The sequence below is a fragment of the Empedobacter sp. ULE_I140 genome (genome assembly GCF_053482575.1).
The window spans coordinates 626,469-645,072 of record NZ_JBQMTX010000001.1 but is presented as its reverse complement, the minus strand read 5'-3'; the positions used below and the strand labels follow the sequence as shown (position 1 = coordinate 645,072).

Annotated in this window: 19 protein-coding genes; 13 read left to right on the top strand and 6 right to left on the bottom strand. The window is 31.2% G+C overall.

All coding sequences use genetic code 11. The features are described from left to right. Positions 1–28: 28 nt before the first annotated feature. Both ACTS9J_RS03050 and ACTS9J_RS03045 read right to left on the bottom strand, forming a co-directional pair. Positions 29–1,003, bottom strand: a complete 975-nt coding sequence (locus ACTS9J_RS03050; protein ID WP_280035376.1) for a hypothetical protein — start codon at positions 1,001–1,003, stop codon at positions 29–31. 119 nt (positions 1,004–1,122) lie between these two features. Then, on the bottom strand, positions 1,123–1,557 hold the full coding sequence (locus ACTS9J_RS03045; RefSeq protein ID WP_038336372.1) for a hypothetical protein: 435 nt from the start codon (positions 1,555–1,557) through the stop codon (positions 1,123–1,125). A 90-nt stretch (positions 1,558–1,647) separates the two neighbouring features. Between ACTS9J_RS03045 and ACTS9J_RS03040 the strand changes: the two genes are divergently transcribed. From ACTS9J_RS03040 to ACTS9J_RS03025, 4 genes are all read left to right on the top strand, one after another. Then, positions 1,648–2,544, top strand: a complete 897-nt coding sequence (locus ACTS9J_RS03040; RefSeq protein ID WP_448352833.1) for a glycerophosphodiester phosphodiesterase family protein — start codon at positions 1,648–1,650, stop codon at positions 2,542–2,544. After that, entirely contained in the window at positions 2,545–4,143 is a 1,599-nt protein-coding gene (bshC, locus tag ACTS9J_RS03035; protein WP_448352832.1) for a bacillithiol biosynthesis cysteine-adding enzyme BshC, read from the top strand. A 42-nt stretch (positions 4,144–4,185) separates the two neighbouring features. Next, on the top strand, positions 4,186–6,033 hold the full coding sequence (locus ACTS9J_RS03030) for a LysM peptidoglycan-binding domain-containing protein (RefSeq protein WP_448352831.1): 1,848 nt from the start codon (positions 4,186–4,188) through the stop codon (positions 6,031–6,033). A gap of 115 nt (positions 6,034–6,148) precedes the next feature. Further along, positions 6,149–7,318: a dicarboxylate/amino acid:cation symporter gene (locus tag ACTS9J_RS03025; RefSeq protein WP_291096011.1), complete on the top strand. Its 1,170-nt coding sequence runs from the start codon at positions 6,149–6,151 to the stop codon at positions 7,316–7,318. Between the two features lie 94 nt (positions 7,319–7,412). Here ACTS9J_RS03025 and ACTS9J_RS03020 read toward each other — a convergent pair whose 3' ends face one another. Beyond that, positions 7,413–9,812, bottom strand: coding sequence for a TonB-dependent receptor domain-containing protein (locus ACTS9J_RS03020; protein WP_448352830.1), 2,400 nt, complete (start codon positions 9,810–9,812; stop codon positions 7,413–7,415). Between the two features lie 285 nt (positions 9,813–10,097). Here ACTS9J_RS03020 and ACTS9J_RS03015 point away from each other — a divergent pair, with 285 nt between their 5' ends. The 6 genes from ACTS9J_RS03015 to ACTS9J_RS02990 all read left to right on the top strand — a co-directional run bounded on the left by ACTS9J_RS03015 (position 10,098) and on the right by ACTS9J_RS02990 (position 13,603). Further along, the gene (locus ACTS9J_RS03015) at positions 10,098–10,862 is read left to right on the top strand and encodes a Rossmann-like and DUF2520 domain-containing protein (protein WP_291096015.1); all 765 of its coding nucleotides are present in this window, start codon (positions 10,098–10,100) and stop codon (positions 10,860–10,862) included. Then, a complete protein-coding gene (locus ACTS9J_RS03010; protein WP_114998734.1) occupies positions 10,859–11,383 on the top strand; it encodes a KdsC family phosphatase in 525 nt (174 codons plus the stop codon). The genes ACTS9J_RS03015 and ACTS9J_RS03010 overlap by 4 nt, the downstream gene beginning before the upstream one ends. 11 nt (positions 11,384–11,394) lie before the next feature. Then, positions 11,395–11,979: a Maf family nucleotide pyrophosphatase gene (locus ACTS9J_RS03005; RefSeq protein ID WP_038336384.1), complete on the top strand. Its 585-nt coding sequence runs from the start codon at positions 11,395–11,397 to the stop codon at positions 11,977–11,979. A gap of 75 nt (positions 11,980–12,054) precedes the next feature. Next, positions 12,055–12,621 (top strand): nicotinate (nicotinamide) nucleotide adenylyltransferase, encoded by a 567-nt coding sequence (gene nadD, locus ACTS9J_RS03000; protein ID WP_286495146.1) that lies wholly within the window; start codon positions 12,055–12,057, stop codon positions 12,619–12,621. A 63-nt stretch (positions 12,622–12,684) separates the two neighbouring features. Then, entirely contained in the window at positions 12,685–13,188 is a 504-nt protein-coding gene (locus ACTS9J_RS02995; protein WP_291077323.1) for a hypothetical protein, read from the top strand. Then, positions 13,163–13,603 (top strand): GNAT family N-acetyltransferase, encoded by a 441-nt coding sequence (locus tag ACTS9J_RS02990; RefSeq protein WP_286495147.1) that lies wholly within the window; start codon positions 13,163–13,165, stop codon positions 13,601–13,603. Before ACTS9J_RS02995 ends, ACTS9J_RS02990 begins: the two co-directional genes overlap by 26 nt. On the opposite strand, the gene ACTS9J_RS02985 is transcribed toward ACTS9J_RS02990, so the two are convergent. From ACTS9J_RS02985 to pth, 3 genes are read right to left on the bottom strand one after another with little or no spacing between them, the layout of a single operon-like run. Next, entirely contained in the window at positions 13,600–13,830 is a 231-nt protein-coding gene (locus ACTS9J_RS02985) for a DUF3820 family protein (protein WP_038336390.1), read from the bottom strand. The genes ACTS9J_RS02990 and ACTS9J_RS02985 overlap by 4 nt on opposite strands. After that, complete coding sequence (locus ACTS9J_RS02980; protein WP_291053088.1) at positions 13,830–14,243, bottom strand: rhodanese-like domain-containing protein; 414 nt, start codon at positions 14,241–14,243, stop codon at positions 13,830–13,832. The genes ACTS9J_RS02985 and ACTS9J_RS02980 overlap by 1 nt, the downstream gene beginning before the upstream one ends. Continuing rightward, positions 14,233–14,799: an aminoacyl-tRNA hydrolase gene (gene pth, locus ACTS9J_RS02975; RefSeq protein WP_038336392.1), complete on the bottom strand. Its 567-nt coding sequence runs from the start codon at positions 14,797–14,799 to the stop codon at positions 14,233–14,235. The genes ACTS9J_RS02980 and pth overlap by 11 nt, the downstream gene beginning before the upstream one ends. 112 nt (positions 14,800–14,911) lie before the next feature. On the opposite strand from pth, the gene ACTS9J_RS02970 reads away from it, so the two are divergent. The 3 genes from ACTS9J_RS02970 (at position 14,912) to ACTS9J_RS02960 (ending at position 18,595) form a co-directional block, all read left to right on the top strand. Continuing rightward, positions 14,912–15,427 (top strand): TlpA family protein disulfide reductase, encoded by a 516-nt coding sequence (locus ACTS9J_RS02970; RefSeq protein WP_221855624.1) that lies wholly within the window; start codon positions 14,912–14,914, stop codon positions 15,425–15,427. 184 nt (positions 15,428–15,611) lie between these two features. After that, entirely contained in the window at positions 15,612–16,592 is a 981-nt protein-coding gene (gshB, locus tag ACTS9J_RS02965) for a glutathione synthase (RefSeq protein WP_291063595.1), read from the top strand. Beyond that, complete coding sequence (locus ACTS9J_RS02960; protein WP_291096019.1) at positions 16,589–18,595, top strand: flavohemoglobin expression-modulating QEGLA motif protein; 2,007 nt, start codon at positions 16,589–16,591, stop codon at positions 18,593–18,595. Before gshB ends, ACTS9J_RS02960 begins: the two co-directional genes overlap by 4 nt. Positions 18,596–18,604 lie beyond the last annotated feature (9 nt).

The window sequence follows — 18,604 nt, the reverse complement described above, 5'->3', positions numbered from 1 at the left end:
TTTTTTTATGTATTTATAATTTTAATCTTTATCGAAGTGTAATCACATTTTGACCAACTTTGTATCCATTTTGGTAAATATCAATTTTATATTCACCTTTTGGAAAATCATAATCAACCCAGTCAAAATTAACTCTTGAACCAGACATATTATTGTAATTAACTTTTACACGATCAGAATATTCTACAGAAGATCCAGAACGTAAAGTTGTTTCACCAGCATCAGCCCCTTTAAATTTTCCTATCTCGCCGCTTGGTTTATAAATAGATACATACAATTCTTTGGTTTCTGAAGTCGCATTCAAGTTTTTATCCAAATCAAAGGATACTCTAACCTTATCAATTCTTCTTGCTCGCGTTGTTTCCACTTCTTTTCCGCTTGATTTTACTCGCAAACCTTTAATCGTATAATTTGAAATCGATAAAGTAGAATTTGTTTCTTTGATTAAATTCTGATGATTTTCTTTTTCAGTACTCAAATTTGATTCAACAGTTTTTTTCTGCTCATTCAAATGAGAATTTTCCGAAGTTAACTCTGTATTCTTGTTTGTCAGCTTTTTATTTTCGTCTTTCAAGCGAACAATTTCTTCTTTATAAACTTTAATATCTGCTTGTAAAGAGGTTATCAAACGTTTAGCACGTTGCAATTCTCCACTTGTAATTCCTTCTTTATTTAAGATTGATTGAATCTCTTTTTGTTTCTCCAAAATCAATCGATCTTGATAACTTAAAGAAGAATCTTTTTTTACAACACGAGTTTTAGCATCATCAAAATCTGATCTAATTATACGTAATTCTTGTTTCAGAATTTCTCTAGATCGTTCCAAATCATTGATATCACTTTGCATTTCTATCGAAGATTTTGCATTTGCTTCTTTAGAATATACAATATACCCAATAGCTAATAACAAGGATACTGCTAAAACAGCAATAATAATATTCTTTACGAATTCATTTTTATGTTTAGGGTTTGTAGAGGGCTCGAGATCTTTGTATTCAGTCATTTTAATTATTTCGAGGAAAAATTATTGAATCAAAAATTAAACCAATTTTATAATAATCAATAACTAATGTTAAATTTAACATTTATAAATTGTAATAAAACTTGATAAATAAAGACTTTTTAATCGTTTGTCTCTTTTTTAATATCTTCAGAAGCTTCGTCTAATTTATTTTCGGCTTTTGTTTTTAACTCATCAGCTTTTTCTTCCAATTCTGTTTTTTCTTCTTTAAAAGTTTCTTTCAAATCCGAAACTTTCTCTTTCACAAAAGCACTTGTTTCTTTCATTTGCTTTTCCGCAATATCTTTTACTTCGTTATAATCTTGCTTCGATCTTTCTTTAAAATCTCTAGCGGCTTCTTTCGATTGTTCTTTCAAATCACCCGAAGCATCTTTTATATTATTGATTGTTTTACGCGCAAAATCCGATGCGTCATCTGCAATCAATGTTCCTGCTTTTTTTACAGTTGCCGAAACATCGTCAAATTTATCTCCCGCAACATCAATCGCAGTTTCTGTTTTTCCTAAAATTCTTTTCAAAAAAGTTCTAAGTCCCATAATAATTTATTTTGTTGAATATTTTCAGTTTAAATTTACAGCTTCATTCGCAATTTTAGGATGAATTAATTTAATTTTTTATTTAAAAATATGAATTTCAATTATTTTAAACGATATTATCTCGGAATTTTAATGTTCAGTTTACTGACTATTTTTAGTTGTAATCCGAAGAAAAATCAATCCGAAACACATCAAAATACTTCATTCGAAGAAATATCCTTCAAATATTCGACCAAAAATAAAAACTTTGTCAGCGCGCATCGTGGAGGAAGTGGAATACATGGTTTTCCCGAAAATTGTATCGAAACTTTTGAACATCTTTATCAAAAAGGAATTCAAATTTTTGAGATTGATGTTGCCGAAACAAAGGATAATCAACTTATTTTAATGCACGATAATTCGTTGCAACGAACAAGCACAGGGCGACAAGATGTCAATCAAGTTGACTTAAAAACCATTAAGGAATACTTTTTGGTAGATGATTTTGGACAACAAACGTCATACAAAATTCCGACTTTTGCAGAAGCGTTAAATTGGGGAAAAAGTAAACCAATTTATTTTATGGTTGACATCAAAAAAGGTGTTGATTATCGTGATATTGTAAAGACAATAGAACAAGAAAACATGCAAAAACAGGTTGTTTTGGTGACGTATACAGTTGGTCAAGCGAAAAAGTTGCATCAACTTGCGCCAGATATGTTATTGTCTGTTTCGATGCGAAACGAACGAGAATTTAATGAAATGATGAACAGCGGAATTCCGACTGACAAAATGGTTGCATTTACGGGAACTCGACGCAATGACAAATCATTTTTAAATAAAATTCATGACAAAGATATTTTGGTCATTTTTGGAACGTTAGGAAACTTAGACAAAAGTGCTTCGGCGAAAAATGGACAACTTTACCGCGATTTAGAAAAAGATGGTGTCGACATTTTTGCAACGGACAGAGCAATGGATGTACATCAAACGATTAATAAAAATTAAATGGAAACAATATCACTTAAGGATTCAAATTATTTCTCAAAATTGATGTTAAATTATATCAATCAAGACAAGAATTTGAAAGACTTCTACAACCTATTTCCAACCAAAGAAAACTATATAAAACAAGCTCAAAATAAGCTTGAAAATTATAAAAATAGAGAAATTCTTGTTGACCAAATTTCGAAACAATTAAATCATTTAGATTTATCGGAAAAGCAACAAAATAATCTACAAAAATTAAGAGAAAAGAATACAGTAACAATTACGACTGGGCATCAATTAAATTTATTTACAGGTCCAATTTTCTTTTTTTATAAGATTTTGCAAGTCATCAAAGCGTGCGAAGAATTGAACAAAGAACAAAGTGAAATCAATTTTGTTCCGATGTTTTGGATGGCAACTGAAGATCACGATTTTGAAGAAATTAATCATTTCAAATTTGGAGATCGAATTATTCATTGGGAAAAAGAGTTTGGCGGACCAGTTGGACGTTTATCAACAGATGGTTTACAAAAAGTTTTTGATTCATTTTTGTCATTAATTCCAAATGGAAAAAAGAAAACTGAATTACAAAATCTAATTGAAGCCTCTTATTTATCGAATGATAATTTGACGGATGCAACACGAAAATTGGTTCATCTATTGTTCAAAGATCATGGATTGTTGATGATTGATGGAGATGATAAAGAATTGAAAAAAGTGATGATTCCGACTTTTGAGGAAGAATTAATTGAGTCAACATCATTCAAAAAAGTAATTCCTCAAAATGAGAAATTAGAACAATTGGGTTATTCTATTCAGGTAAATCCTCGTGAGATAAACTTGTTTTATATCAATCAAAATAATTCTCGTGAACGTATTGTTGAACAAAATGGAACGTATTTTGTCAATAACACTTCAATCAAATTTTCGAAAGAAGAAATTGTTGCCGATTTACATCAAAATCCAGATAAATTTAGTCCAAATGTGATTTTGAGACCTTTGTACCAAGAAACAATTTTACCAAATGTTGCCTATGTTGGTGGCGGTGGCGAAATGGCTTATTGGTTACAATTGAAAGAAATGTTCAATCAATTTGAAGTTGATTTTCCACTTTTAGTTTTGAGAAATTCATTATTAATCCGAACTGAAAAACAACACGAAAAACAACAAAAATTAGATTTATCAAACGAAGATTTATTTTCGAATAGTTTAGCAATCACAAAAAAACGTTCGATAAATTCGTCAGAAATTGCTCCAAAACTTCCTGAATTGGAAGAAGAATTAAAAAGCATTTTTGATCGTTTGGAACATTTGAGTTCGTTAACAGAATCTTCTTTTGCGGATATGATACAAGCGCAGCGTACAAAACAGTTGAAAGGTTTTGAGAAAATAAAACAACGTTTGGTGCATGCTGAAGTGAAAAAAAATGAGGATTTATTGAAGAGAATCGAGCAATTACTGAATGATCTTTCTCAACAAAATGGTTTGCAAGAACGTGTGAAAAATTTTGCTGATTTTGATTACATTAATGTTCAGTATTTCATTGATTTTATTGAAGATAGTCTTCGACCTTTTGATTTCGAGTTCATCATAAATACATTGAAAGAAGAACTTTAAACAAAACATAATTTGTATATTTGACCACGAAAATTCATCTAAATGAAAAAAATATTAGCTTTATTGTTATTTGTTGGTGCATCAGCACTTTATGCTCAACAAAAAACGCATACAGTTCAAGCAAAAGAAACCGTTTACGGAATTTCGAAACAATATGGTGTTTCGCAAGAAGAATTGTATAAAGCCAATCCTAAAATTGAAAAAAATGGGATTCATCCAGGTGATTTGATTGTGATTCCAGGTAAAGGAGCTACGACAACCAAACCAACTGAAACCAATACACAAACGACTACGTCAAACATAAATACTTCGGACGATAATTATCAATATATTACAATTGAGCCGAAAGAAACGGTTTACAATTTGACAAAAAAATATAAAATTTCGGAAGAAACATTGAACTCATTAAATCCTCAAATCAAAGAAAGAGGTTTAGAAATTGGTGATGTGATCAAGCTTCCGAAAGATGTGTCAAACAAAGTTTTTTCTGTTCCAAAAGGAACACATTTAATCAAAAAAGGAGAAACTTTATACACATTAGCAAAACAATATAATGTAAGTGTTGACGATTTATATGCAGAAAATCCAGCTTTACAAACAGGTGTAAAAGAAGGAATGGTGATTACGATTCCTAAAAAATCTGGCTCTGTTGTGATTGAAGAAAATACAATCAATTATGTTGTTCAGAATGGAGATTCGGCTTACGGAATTTTAGAAAAATATAATACGAATTTAGATGAATTGTTGCGCTTAAATCCTGATTTAATCAATGGTTTAAAAGCTGGAATGACTCTTAAAATTCCATTGCAAAAAAATGCTAAAATCATCAAATACGGAACTGCTGGAAAGTTGAAACGTGCTAACGATAACGAAATTAATGTTGCGATTATGCTACCTTTTGATGTTGCAAATAATCCGCAATTGAAAAATTCGCAAGCGATGCAATTTTTTACTGGAGCTAAATTAGCGTTGACTCGTTTGGCGAAAAAAGGTAAAAATGTAAATGTAAAAGTGATCGATACGAAAAGCGGAAACTTACAAGATATTTTATCAACAACAGATTTCAGTAAAACAGATGCAGTTATTGGTCCGTTGAATACGTCTGATGTTACGGAAGTTGCGAATTTCTTTAGCAATTCTGGTATCGCCGTGATTTCGCCTTATGCAAATGATGATTCGTTAAATTCTTTCAATGATTTATTGATTTCTAATCCAAAAGATGAAGTAATTGCAGATCAAATCATCGAAGAAATTGGGAAAAACTTTGCTGGAGAACAAGTTTATTTATTAACAAATCGTGACGATCAAGAGTTAGCAAGTTATACGAAAAAACAATTAGAAAAACAGTTGAAAGCAAATGTTGTCATTGTAGATAGTGTTGCAAAAATTGTTCAACCACACGATAAAGTTAACGGTGAAGATTATTATACGCCAATTATTACGGTTTTAGTTGGTGATGATGATAATTTGGGAAAACAATATTTAGAAAAATTAAAAACATTTAACAAAGACAATATCAAAGCTTACGGAATAAAATCGGTTTCGGTTTATGATGTTTATAACGCAGATAATGCAAAAAATATCGATGCATTCCGCGAATTTGGTTTTGTGTTTAGTACTGCGCGTTTAATCAATACAAGAGATACGGAAGTGCAAAGTGTGATCAAAGATTTCAAAGAAGTTTATTGTGAATTTCCGACGCGTTACGAGCAATTAGGTTACGATGTAACGTATGATATTGTGGACAGAATGAATAATAAAGGTGATGTTACCAACAATATTACGACAGAAAACACACGTTTGGCGTCAAAATTTGCTTACAAAAAAATAAGCGGAAGTAAAGCTTATACGAACGATGCGAGCCGAATTGTACGTTTACCTAAAAAATAATTTTATCAAAAATTATATACCAAAAAGCGATGCTAAATTTTAGTATCGCTTTTTTCTTTTTATCAACATTTAGAATTAAAACCTTGAATTGAACGGATTTTTTCTAAATTTGACTATGCACAAACTTAAAGACAATTTACTCGTAAAAGTTATTCTAGCCATTGTACTCGGAATTGTACTCGGTGGAATTATCCCAGAAGCTGTTGGTCGTATTTTTATGACTTTCAATGATTTTTTTAGCGAATTACTTAACTTTTTAATTCCATTGATTATTGTCGGATTAATCATTCCATCGATTGGAAGATTAGGACAAACAGCCGGAAAATTATTATTAGCAACTGTTTTAATCGCTTACGGATCAACTATTTTTTCAGGATTATTAGGCTATTCTGTAAGTATGTCTGTATTTCCAAGTTTATTAGAACATCAAACTGGTCAAATTAATTTAGCCGAAAAAGCAAAAGAATTTGCACCGTACTTTTCGATAGAATTTCCTCCATTATTTGGTGTAATGCCAGGTTTAGTTTTTTCATTTCTTTTCGGAATCGGATTATCACGATTAAAAGATTCAACTTTTGGGAAATTTGCAGATGATTTCGAATCAATTATTACGTATTTAATTCAAAATTTAATCATTCCATTATTACCAATATTCATTTTCGGAATCTTCTTGAACATGTCATATTCAGGGCAAGTGGTAACAATTATGAATGTATTTTTGAAAATAATTGGTGTAATTTTCGTGCTACATGTTTTCTTGTTAGTGCTTCAATTTACAATTGCCGGAATTATCGCAAAAAAGAATCCTTTCACTATGTTGAAATTGATGTTACCAGCGTATTTCACAGCCTTAGGAACACAATCTTCTGCGGCTACAATTCCTGTAACAATTGCGCAAGTAAAGAAAATTGGAGTTCGCGACGAAATTGCCAATTTCGCAGTGCCGTTGTGTGCGACAATTCATTTATCTGGTTCGATGTTAAAAATCGTTTGTTGTTGTATAGCATTAATGCTAATTCAAGGAATGGAAATCGATTTTATTCAATTTTTTGGATTTATGATGATGCTTGGTGTCGCAATGGTCGCAGCGCCTGGAGTACCTGGTGGAGCAATTATGGCAGCAATAGGAATTATCGCTTCGATGTTAGGATTTGATGCAGAAAATCAAGCATTAATGATTGCACTTTATATTGCAATGGACAGCTTTGGTACTGCAGGTAATGTAACGGGAGACGGTGCAATTGCCGTAACCTTAAATAAGTTATTTAAGAAAGAAGTTCAATAAATAAACTATTAATGATATAAAAGAAGCGTTCTAAAATTAATTTAGAACGCTTTTTTAGTTATAAAAATATATAAATGAGGAATGTACTTGTTGATTAGAACCCTACTCCACCACCTTGATTTTCTGTTTTATTTCTCTGAGCTTCTGCACGAGAACGCACTTTTCCACCGAAATTATACGTAAAACCAATATTTAATGTTTGAGCTTCCCAACGGAAATTGCCGTAACCTCTTGCAGGATCGTACATTTCTAAACGTCCGTAAAATGTTCTGAAAATATCACTTACACGAGCACTTAAAGCAGCTTTACCACCCATAAATGTGTAACGTGCACCTAAATCCATACGCCACATATCTTGCATTTCTCCTTGTACAAAACGGTATTTACCTGAGTACATAAAGAAATGTTGTAAACTAATTGATTTCGTTACTTTGAATGTGTTGTTCATACGAGCTGTCAAACGATTAGCGTCTATTTCTGCTGTGTATGGATTTTTAAATTCATCCATTCTGGCAACAACCATTGTATTGTGTGTAAAATCTCCACTAATATTTGATGACCACCATTTTCTTGGAACAAGATTAAACGCTAATTCGAAACCATATGCATTTACTTTATCGTAGTTTTCATATAATTGGATGAATTTTTCTGAATTTGTATCATCAACCAATACACTACGGAAAATATTATCTTGTACATGTCTGTAAAATACATTAGCCGAAATAGAATTTTTACCAATTCGTTGTAAATACCCAACTTCAAAATTATCTGTGTATTCAGGTTTTAATTCTGGATTTCCAATGCTTGACATTAATGGAGTTGACCATTCTGCTACTGGAGATAATTGTCTGATTCCTGGACGATCTATTCGACGGCTATAATTCAACGAAACTTGTCCTTTTTCTGATACATCGTATGTTAAGAATGCAGATGGAAAGAAATCTAATTTATCTTTATCAATATTCTTCGTTTCTTGATTGTAAAAATAATTTCCTTTGTCTTTATATTGTTCTGCTCGTAATCCTAATTGCATACCAAATTTCCCGAATTTTTGACCATAATTTACATATGCAGAAAGGAAATCTCTCGTGAAATCAAAATCTGTACTAGGGTCAATTAAGCTGTTTTCGATATCAATTCGTCTATCAGTTAGCAACGTATTGTTATTTTTTTCGCGACGAAATTGCAATCCTGCTTCTATTTTTCCGCCATCTTTTATTTGATTTGTATAATCTAAATTAACACGAACATTATCCGTTTTAGAATCACGATCTTCGTAATAATTTTCTGTTTCAGGATAAGTATTGTGCATATTTCGCCAATCCGTATTTGTCGCTTGAGAGAAAAATGCATCTAAAACAATGTTGTGGTCTTTTTTATCGAAATCACGTTTAAAGTTTAAACTATAGTCTTGACTTTTCCAATCTCCATGAAAATCAGAATTATTTGGGTGAAGAGTATTGACATCTGTTTTTATAATGTCCGAACCAATTTCACCATGTCCTTTTCCAAACCATTGATTGGTATAAACTGTTAAAGCTGTTTTATCATCAATAAACCAGTCAAATCCGAATTTAGCTGCTTGACTTTCATCTTTATTCAAAATATCGATCGCTTGCCAACGTTTAGAATCATAATTATCTAAGTATCCATGAAATTCGCTTGGACGTTTGTTGTAGCTATAATTTCCAAAAAAGTTAAATGAACCTATATTTACATTTGCAGTTAATGAATTATTGAAACGACTTTTTTTACCTTGTTCATAACCTGTATTTAACGTAACATTATATCCTTTTTTCTGACCTTTTATCATGACAATATTAATGATTCCAGATTTCCCGTCTGCTTCATATTTTGCAGAAGGATTGGTTATAATTTCTACACTTTTTATTTGATTAGAAGGAATTTGTTTTAATACTTCCGAAGCTGATAAAGAAGAAGGTTTACCGTCGATATAAATTTTTACATTTTCGTTTCCTCTTAGAGATAACTCACCTGTTTGTTGATCCACATTAACAGACGGAATGTTATTAAGAACAGCAGCTGCGTTCGCTCCAGCAGACACTAAATCATTTCCTACTTCTACAACACGTTTGTCAATTTCGTTGCGATATTGCGAAACTTCTGCACGTACAAAAGCACCTTTTAATTCTACTGTCTCAGTAGATGAAGCTTGTAAAACAATATTTCCTAAATTTAATTCACCTCCTTTTACTTCTGCTATTGTCACAGATTGTTGGTAGCCAAATTCTGTAATTACCAAACGATAATTTCCGTCTTCTAAATCTGGAATTTCAAATGTTCCATCTTCATTAGCATAAACTTCATCAAATAATTCTTTTGAATCAGCTTTAAAAATCTGAATTGCAGCCATAGCTACAGCTTCATTTTTTGCATTTTCAATCTTTCCCTTCACAGGATGATGCTCCTGCGCAAATCCGTAAATAGAACAAACGGAGAAAAGAATAGCTAAAGTAATTTTATTTAATTTCATAGTTGATATTTTGCATAGTAATATGTTTTACATAATACAAAGTTATAATGATCCGAACTTTTACCTAATTAGACGTTTTTAAATTTATTCTGTTACAGAAAATGGAAAATATTTATAACGTGAGCGATAAATACGTAAACACATTGAACGATAACATTTTCCTAATAAGACGCAAGAATTAAAAAATTGTTACAACAATTATAATTTTTTTTAAAATTTTATTTCCTCAACTGAAAAACTTACTTTTATCATTCAATTAATATTAATTCAAAAATTGCTAAAACATTGAGTTCAATTGTCATATTAGGCGCAGGTAATGTTGCATTTCATTTAACTCGTGCATTAATCGAAAACACTTGCAATGTTCGACAAATATTCAATAGAACATTAGAGCATGCCAGAGAAATAGGCGAAGCAAATAGAATTTCGTACACTGATAAAATATCTGAAATTGAGAAAGCAGATGTTTACATTATCGCAAGTGCGGATTCTGGTATTGAAGAATTTTCGCATTATATCCCATACGATGATGTATTAGTCGTGCATACATCAGGTTCGTCGCCAATGTCTGTGTTGAAAGGAGATTATCGTAAAGGTGTTTTTTATCCGTTGCAAACTTTCTCGAAAGAAAGAACGATGCGTTATGATAATATTCCATTTTTTATCGAAGCCGAAAATCCTGAAGATTTAAAAACATTGAACGATTTAGGAAATCGTATTTCCAATGAAGTTCATGAATTAAATTTTGCGAGCAGAATGCAAGTACATATGACAGGTGTTTGGGCAAATAATTTTGTGAATCATTTATATTACATCGCTGGAAATATATGCGAACAGAATAATGTACCGTTCGATGTTTTGTTGCCGCTAATCCAAGAAACTGCCAACAAAGTAATTGAAATGAATCCAAAAGATGCACAAACTGGACCAGCAAAACGCGGAGATCAAGTCATTATTGATCGTCATTTAGAGGCCTTACAAGATGATTCGAGATTATTACAGATTTACCAAATATTGACAGATTCAATCAAACGAGTTTACGAAAAATGATAAGTTATAAAGAAAAACTAAATAACATTAAAACCGTTATTTTAGATGTAGATGGAGTTTTGACAGATGGAAATTTAATTTTATTACCAACTGGCGAAATGGTGAGAACAATGAATACGCGTGATGGTTATGCGATGCAATTAGCCATCAAACAAGGAATTCGTATTGCGGTGATTACAGGCGGAAGAGATGAAGCTGTTGTAAATCGTTTAAAATATTTAGGCTTAACTGATATTTATGTAAACAAACGTGATAAAGTAGAAGCTTTCGAAGATTTACTTTTTTCTTATGGATTAGATCCTGATGAAATTGCTTATATGGGCGATGATTATCCAGATTTAGCTGTGATGAATTTAGTTGGATTATCAGCTTGTCCTAACGATGCTTGTATGGATGTACGCAAAGCTTCAGAATATATTTCGCCAGAAAATGGAGGGAAAGGTTGCGTTCGCGATTTATTAGAACAAATTTTGAAAGTTCAAAACAAGTGGTATAATGCAGAAGAAATTGCTTCTGTATAAAAGAATTTGAAATGTTATTAACAGAAAAACTAAAAGATACCAATATCATTTTGGCATCACAATCGCCAAGAAGAAAAGAACTTTTAGCTGGATTAGGATTGCAATTTTCGACAATTTCATTGGATATTGACGAAACATTTGATCGCAACGAATTCAAGAAAGAACAAATCACCGAATATCTTTCCGCTAAAAAAGCAAAAGCTTATACAGATATTCAACCAAATGATTTGATTATTACGTCGGATACAACTGTTTGGGTGGATGATGATTCGTTAGAAAAAGCTTCGAATAGAGAAGAAGCGTACGAAATGATTAAAAAATTAAGCGGAAAAACACATTCTGTTTATACATCAGTTACAATTCGTTCTTTAGAAAAAGAAGTTACTTTTTCAGACGAAACGCAAGTTACTTTCGCAGATTTAACAGATGAAGAAATTTATTTCTACATTGATAATTACAAACCTTTCGATAAAGCGGGCGCTTATGGAGTTCAGGAATGGATTGGTTACATTGGTGTGGAGAATATGAATGGAAGTTATTTCAATGTAATGGGACTTCCAACGCACAAACTATATAAAGAATTAGTAAAATTCTAAACATATAATCCAGCTCCGGCTGGATTTTTTTATTCTACAATTATCGTATTTTTGTTTTTCTAAAAAATCAATTTTATGAAGGTCGGTTTATATTTTGGATCATTCAATCCTATTCATGTCGGACATTTAATTATTGCCAATCATTTTCAACAATTCACCGATTTAGATCAGGTTTGGTTTGTGGTTTCGCCTCAAAATCCATTGAAGAAAAAAAGTTCTTTAGCAAATGAATATGATCGATTAGAAATGGTAGAATTAGCGATTAAAGATTATCCTAATCTTCGTGCTTCTAACATCGAATTTACGTTACCGAAACCTTCTTACACGATTGATACCTTAATTCATCTGAACGAAAAATTTCCTGAGCATGACTTTGCGTTGATTATGGGTTCTGATAATTTGGATGGAATTTCGAAATGGAAAAACGCTGAGATTTTAATGCGCGATTATCAATTGTATGTTTATCCGCGTCCTGGTTATTCGCAAAAAGAAAATTTGGATAATGTAGAAATGGTTGAAGCGCCTTTGATGGAAATTTCTTCTACATTTATTCGAAATGCAATAAAAGATGAAAAAAATATAAAACCTATGTTACCTCCAAAAGTTTGGGAATATTTGGATGGAAGTAATTTGTATGGATGATTTTAATTTGGAAATTTGAAGATTATGATTTGGATTAATTTTAGTAATTTGGTATAAAACTATATGTCTAAATTCATTTCGATTTTATTACTCATATTTTTATCATCTTGTCAAACTCAAGATAAATTATATTATAATTTTTATAAACTCAATACAAATTCATTTGAAAAAAACGCATCAAGTAAATATCAAAATATAATTTATATTCGTTCATTTTATAATAATGTAGTTAAAAAAAAGGTAAATGGATTTAAAAGTCTTACCTATAATTATTCAACAAAAGAAAAAACATACATTAAAACAGAAAAATATAATCGAAAAAAATTTGAAACTTCTAATATTGAATTAACAAATTTCAAAGAATTTGACTTCATATTAGAAAATTATTTAAATGGGAATATTGAATATTTGCAATCTTTACAAGATTCTTTTATTAGTGCTGAGATGGGATCTTACTTCTATATTTTTGATTTTGGAAATAAAAAAGTCTTCAAAATAAATGCAATAATTTTTGACTCCAACAATAATTTAATTCAACACCATGACAAAACAAGCTACTATAAATAATTTAGAAGAATTAGTTCATTTATTTGATGCGTATCGTCAATTTTATGATAAGGAATCTGATGTAAAAGCAGCGGAAAAATTTCTAGAAGCAAGAATTGTAAATGACGAATCGGTTATCTTTTTAGCTTATAACAAAGACGAAAAAGCAGTTGGTTTCGTACAATTATTTCCTTCATTTTCATCTACTCGAATGAAACGTTTCTGGATTTTGAATGATTTATTTGTTTCACCAGAATTTCGCGGACAAGGTTTTTCAAGAGAATTGATAGAAGAAGCAAAAAATCTGTGTCGCAAAACAGATGCTTGTGCAATGTTGTTAGAAACAAGTGTTACGAATGATATTGGAAATTCATTATATCCAAGTGCTGGATTTCAATTGCGTGATGATGCAAATTTTTATGAATGGGAAGTTTAACCAAATTGACGTTTCAATTCGTAGATAATATCTTCTAAACCATTTAATTTTATTTCATAAACAGTGGATAAAAGAATTCCTAATTTCCCTTTCGGAAAACCACCTTTACCAACAAACCATTCCAAATAAGAAACAGGTAAATCGCACAACAATCGCCCTTCGTATTTACCGAAAGGCATTTTAGTTGTGACAATTTCTTTTAATATTTCGGGACGAAATCCTTCCATTATTTTGTTACAGTTCCTTTGTACGTTGACATTCCATCTTTGAAATTCTTGGCATTTTTGAAACCTTTTTCTTGCATTTTTTCTGTTGCTAATTTTGCTCTAACACCAGATTTGCAATAAATGAAATAATTCTTTTTTGTATCTAATTTCTGAATTTCTTCTTCGAAATTTGGATTTTTCACGTCTATATTTACCGCTCCAGGAACATGACCTTCAGCAAACTCTTTAGGTGTACGAACGTCTAACAAAACATTCTTTTTACTCTTGAAATTAATTTCATTTACATTATCTAATGTCGAAGTTATTTCTTCTATTTTCGCTTCTTTTCCTTCTAAACTTGACGAATTGCTTGCACAAGAACCTAAAAAAAGTGTTCCTGCAATCATTGCAACTCCTAAAATTTTATTTACCATTATATTGATTCATTGTATTACCTAATCCTTGAAAAATAAACGACAAAACTGCATCAGCAGCCAAATTCAATCGTTCATTCATTTTTTCATTTTCTTCTGCCGACCAATCGCCTAACACATAATCCACTTGTTTACCTTCCGAAAACTCATTTCCTACACCAAAGCGTAATCGCGCATAATTTTGTCCGCCAACTTTATTTTGAATATCCTTCAAACCATTGTGTCCACCATCGCTACCTTTTCCACGCATACGAATTGTTCCGAAAGGCAAGTTCAAATCATCTGTAATGACAAAAATATTTTCTAACGAAATATTTTCTTTTTTCATCCAAAAACGAACCGCATCTCCACTCAAATTCATGTATGTATTTGGTTTTAACAACGTAACTGGACGCGCTTTATATTTAAACTGTGCTACTTCACCAAAATTTGATGGTGAAAATTTAGCATCAACTTTTTTAGCAACTTCTTCAACAACCTTGAAACCAATATTATGACGAGTATTTTCGTATTGAGCACCAATATTACCAAGCCCAATAATCAGATATTTTTGCATGAAACAAAATTACATCTTTTTGCAATGATTAGAAATAAATATTTACCTTTGCTTTAAAGTCTACTGAATTGGTATAGATTTTGTAAATACATGAAATCGATAAAAATTTATCATGAGAAAAATAATTAGCGTTTTAATATTATTTGTCGGAATTAATGCATTTTCGCAAAAAATTCCGTCAGTGATGAAAACTGAATTTCCCGCAACAGCTTTGCAAGATAGCGTAGTTGATTTAGAAGGAAATTCGGCAACCATCGAAAAAGTTTTTTCGAACTATAAAGGAAAAATTGTCTTGTTGGATTTATGGGCAACTTGGTGTGGAGATTGTATCAAAAACATGCCAGCTTTGAAATCTTTGCACGAAAAAAATCCTGACGTAACCTTTGTTTACCTTTCAATGGACAAGAATGAGGAAGCTTGGAAAAATGGTATTAAAAAATATCAGATTGAAGGTCAACACTTTTACTTAGGAAACAACTGGAAAGGCAATTTTGGCACAGGGATTGATTTAAATTGGATACCAAGATATTTGGTTCTTGATCAAAATGGAAAAATTGCAGATTATTACAGCGTAAAAGCTGATGATCCTAAAGTTCAAGAAACAATTGATCGTTTAAGAAATAAATAGTTTATAGTTTACCAACCAAATGGTGATTGAAATTAAAAAATCAATCACCATTTTCTTTTATTAATCATTAGAAATCAATATCTTTCATAGAATAAAAATAAATATTCTATAATTTTTTATAGATCATTTTTTGTATCAAACTTTTAGTTATTATTGCATTGATTTTAATACCCTTTTTATTTATATGAAAATATGCTTCGTAATGTATCCTTGGGACAAGGTTGAACCAGGAAAAGACACCACTATGCGAATTATTAAAGAATGCGTAGATCGTGGATTTGAAGTATCCTATTTAACAAAAAAAGATATCTCTATTGCCAAAGGCAAAGTTGTAGGAAACTGCAAAAAGATGATAACTACAGAAACAAATGATTGTGTTGAATTTTATCACACCATGAAATTTGAAAGTAGTATAAAAGATTTGACCGAATTTGACATAATTTTTATGAGAGCCGATCCACCAATTGATCCGCTTTTGTTGAATATGTTAGAATTAATCGAAGATAAAGTTTTCTTCGTGAATAAAATTTCGGGATTACGTAAAGCAAATAATAAAATATACGCCGCTTCTTTTGATGATGGTCTAGAAACAATTGTTCCTCAAACACTTATTACAAAAGATATTGATTTGATAAAATCGTTTGTAGAAGAAAATAATTTCGAGAAATTTATCATCAAACCTTTAGACGGAATGGGTGGTAAAGGTGTTATACTTTTCGAACGAAAAAATATTGGTAACTTAAGCTCGATTTGCGATTTTTATATCAATCATACCGGATATTCTCAGCCTATTATTTGTCAAAATTATATAGAAGGTGCAGAAAAAGGTGATGTTCGCGCCATTGTGATTAATGGTGAACCGATTGGTGCAATTATGCGTGTTCCTGCAGAAGGCGATCATCGTTCTAATATTTCGGCTGGTGGTTCTGCGATTAGACACGAAATGAGTGAACATGAGTTAGAATTGTGCCGTAAAATAGGAAAACAATTAAATGAAGATGGAATTTATTTTTGTGGTATCGATTTGATTAACGGAAAAATGGTTGAGCTAAATGTAGTAAGTCCTGGAGGAATTGTTCCTCACAATAATGTAAACAATAACAACGAAATTCAGAAACAAATCGTGTCGATGTTATTGGAGAAATATAAAGAATTTAAAGCATGAAATCCATAAGTATACAGCAAATTTTAGAGAATATTGAGAACGAAATTGTATTTGAAGCTTATGCAGAAGACGAATCATTCAAAATAAAAATCGACGAATACATTCCTTACGTTTGTGCTGCCATTCATGATGGTGGACAAATGCGCGAAGATATTCGCGAAAAATGTTTATTAAGCAATTATGAACGTTGGTACGAGGAAGATCCGCATACTGCTGAGTTTGTAGAAACTTTTCCAATCTTAATTCAAGGTTGTGATTCTCGATTTGAATACGATCTAAATCGTGGTCCAGAAACTGCTGTGTACGAAGAAGCTTGGGGAAAACAGGTTTGGAAAGAGCCTTTGTCGGTTTCTCAAAAACAAAAAAGTATTGCAAAACATCACGCTTTTTATGAAGTTTTAGAAGCTTTAATCAACAAGCTTGAAACTAAATTTAAGTCATGTTTGGTTTATGATATTCATTCGTACAATTGGAAACGTTGGGATCGTCCGGTTCCTGTCTTCAACATTGGTGCGGAGCGAATTGACAACGAACGTTACGGAAACTATGTAGAAAGTTGGCGCGATGAATTGGCGAATATTGAGTTAGAAAATATTCACAATTATTCAGCGATTAACGATGTATTTTATGGACGCGGTTATTTGTTAGAATTTGTTACAAATCGATTCAAAAATACGTTGGTTTTAGCGACAGAAGTTTCAAAAATTTATTGTGATGAATTAACAGGAGAATCTTTTCCAGAAATTATTAACCAAATTAAAGAAGGTTTTAAATCAGCGATTCTTAACCACGCTTATGAGTTTGTAAAAACGGAAACAACGTACAAAGTAGGTTCTAAGCAAGTAAATATTTTGCACAATGAATTAGAATCTGACTTGGTTAAAATTGATAAACAATTGTGCCAATTGGTTCAGAATTTTGAATTGTTAAGTGTTATCAATCCGATCAATTTAGAATTTGAAAAGAAGAAATTTTTAGCTTCAAAATATACATACGAACCACAATTTAAATACAATCCGCTTAACATTGATCCATTCGAATTTAAACGAAAATTATCGAATATTAAAGTCGAAAAAATCAATGATATTAGTATTCAAAATATGTATGTTAACACGATTAACGCTTATTTTGATAAGGTCGATTTATTAGCCAATCTTGGTACGGATAAATTTTTATACAATTCGTTGCGTTACTTTGGCGAACCATCCAAAAAAGATATCGAAAACGCGAACTTTATCCTTTATTGTCCTGAATTTAGAATGGATAAACAAGGAAATTATACAGAGGAAGAAGTGGTTAATCTTTTTAGAAATGCTACGAATGATTATGGTTTCAAATTTGACATCGAAGTTTCGGATGATATCGCATCAAAAGCACTTGTAATCAATAGCAAGAGAAAAGTTGTGATTAAACGTGGCGTTAAGTTTGACAAACGTTTTACAAATGGTTTAATTGAGCACGAAATTGGAGTTCACATGGTGACAACCATGAATGCGTTGGATCAACCATTAAAAATCTTTAGTATTGGTTTACCTGTAAATACATTAACGCAAGAAGGTTTAGCGATTTTAAGTGAATATTATTCTGATTCTATTAATCATAGCCGACTAAGAGAACTTGGTTTACGCGTTATGGCAGTTCATATGTTGACAAATGGAAAATCATTCAACGAAACATTTATGACCTTGATGGAAGAATACAAAATGCAACCAGAAGATGCATTTTATCTGACAACTCGCGTTTATCGTGGTGGTGGTTTTACAAAAGATGCACTTTACTTGAAAGGTTTGAAAACAATTTTGAATTATGTCGATCAAGGACGTTCTTTGGATAATTTATTGATTGGAAAAACTTCAGTTGAATACATTGATACAATTGACGAATTAGTTGAACGTAAAATGATTAATAAACCAAAATATCATACCAAAATTTTCAAAAAACATCTTGAAAATCCAGAAATCAACCCTATTTTACAATATATTTTTAACGGAATAAAAGATTAAAAAATAAAA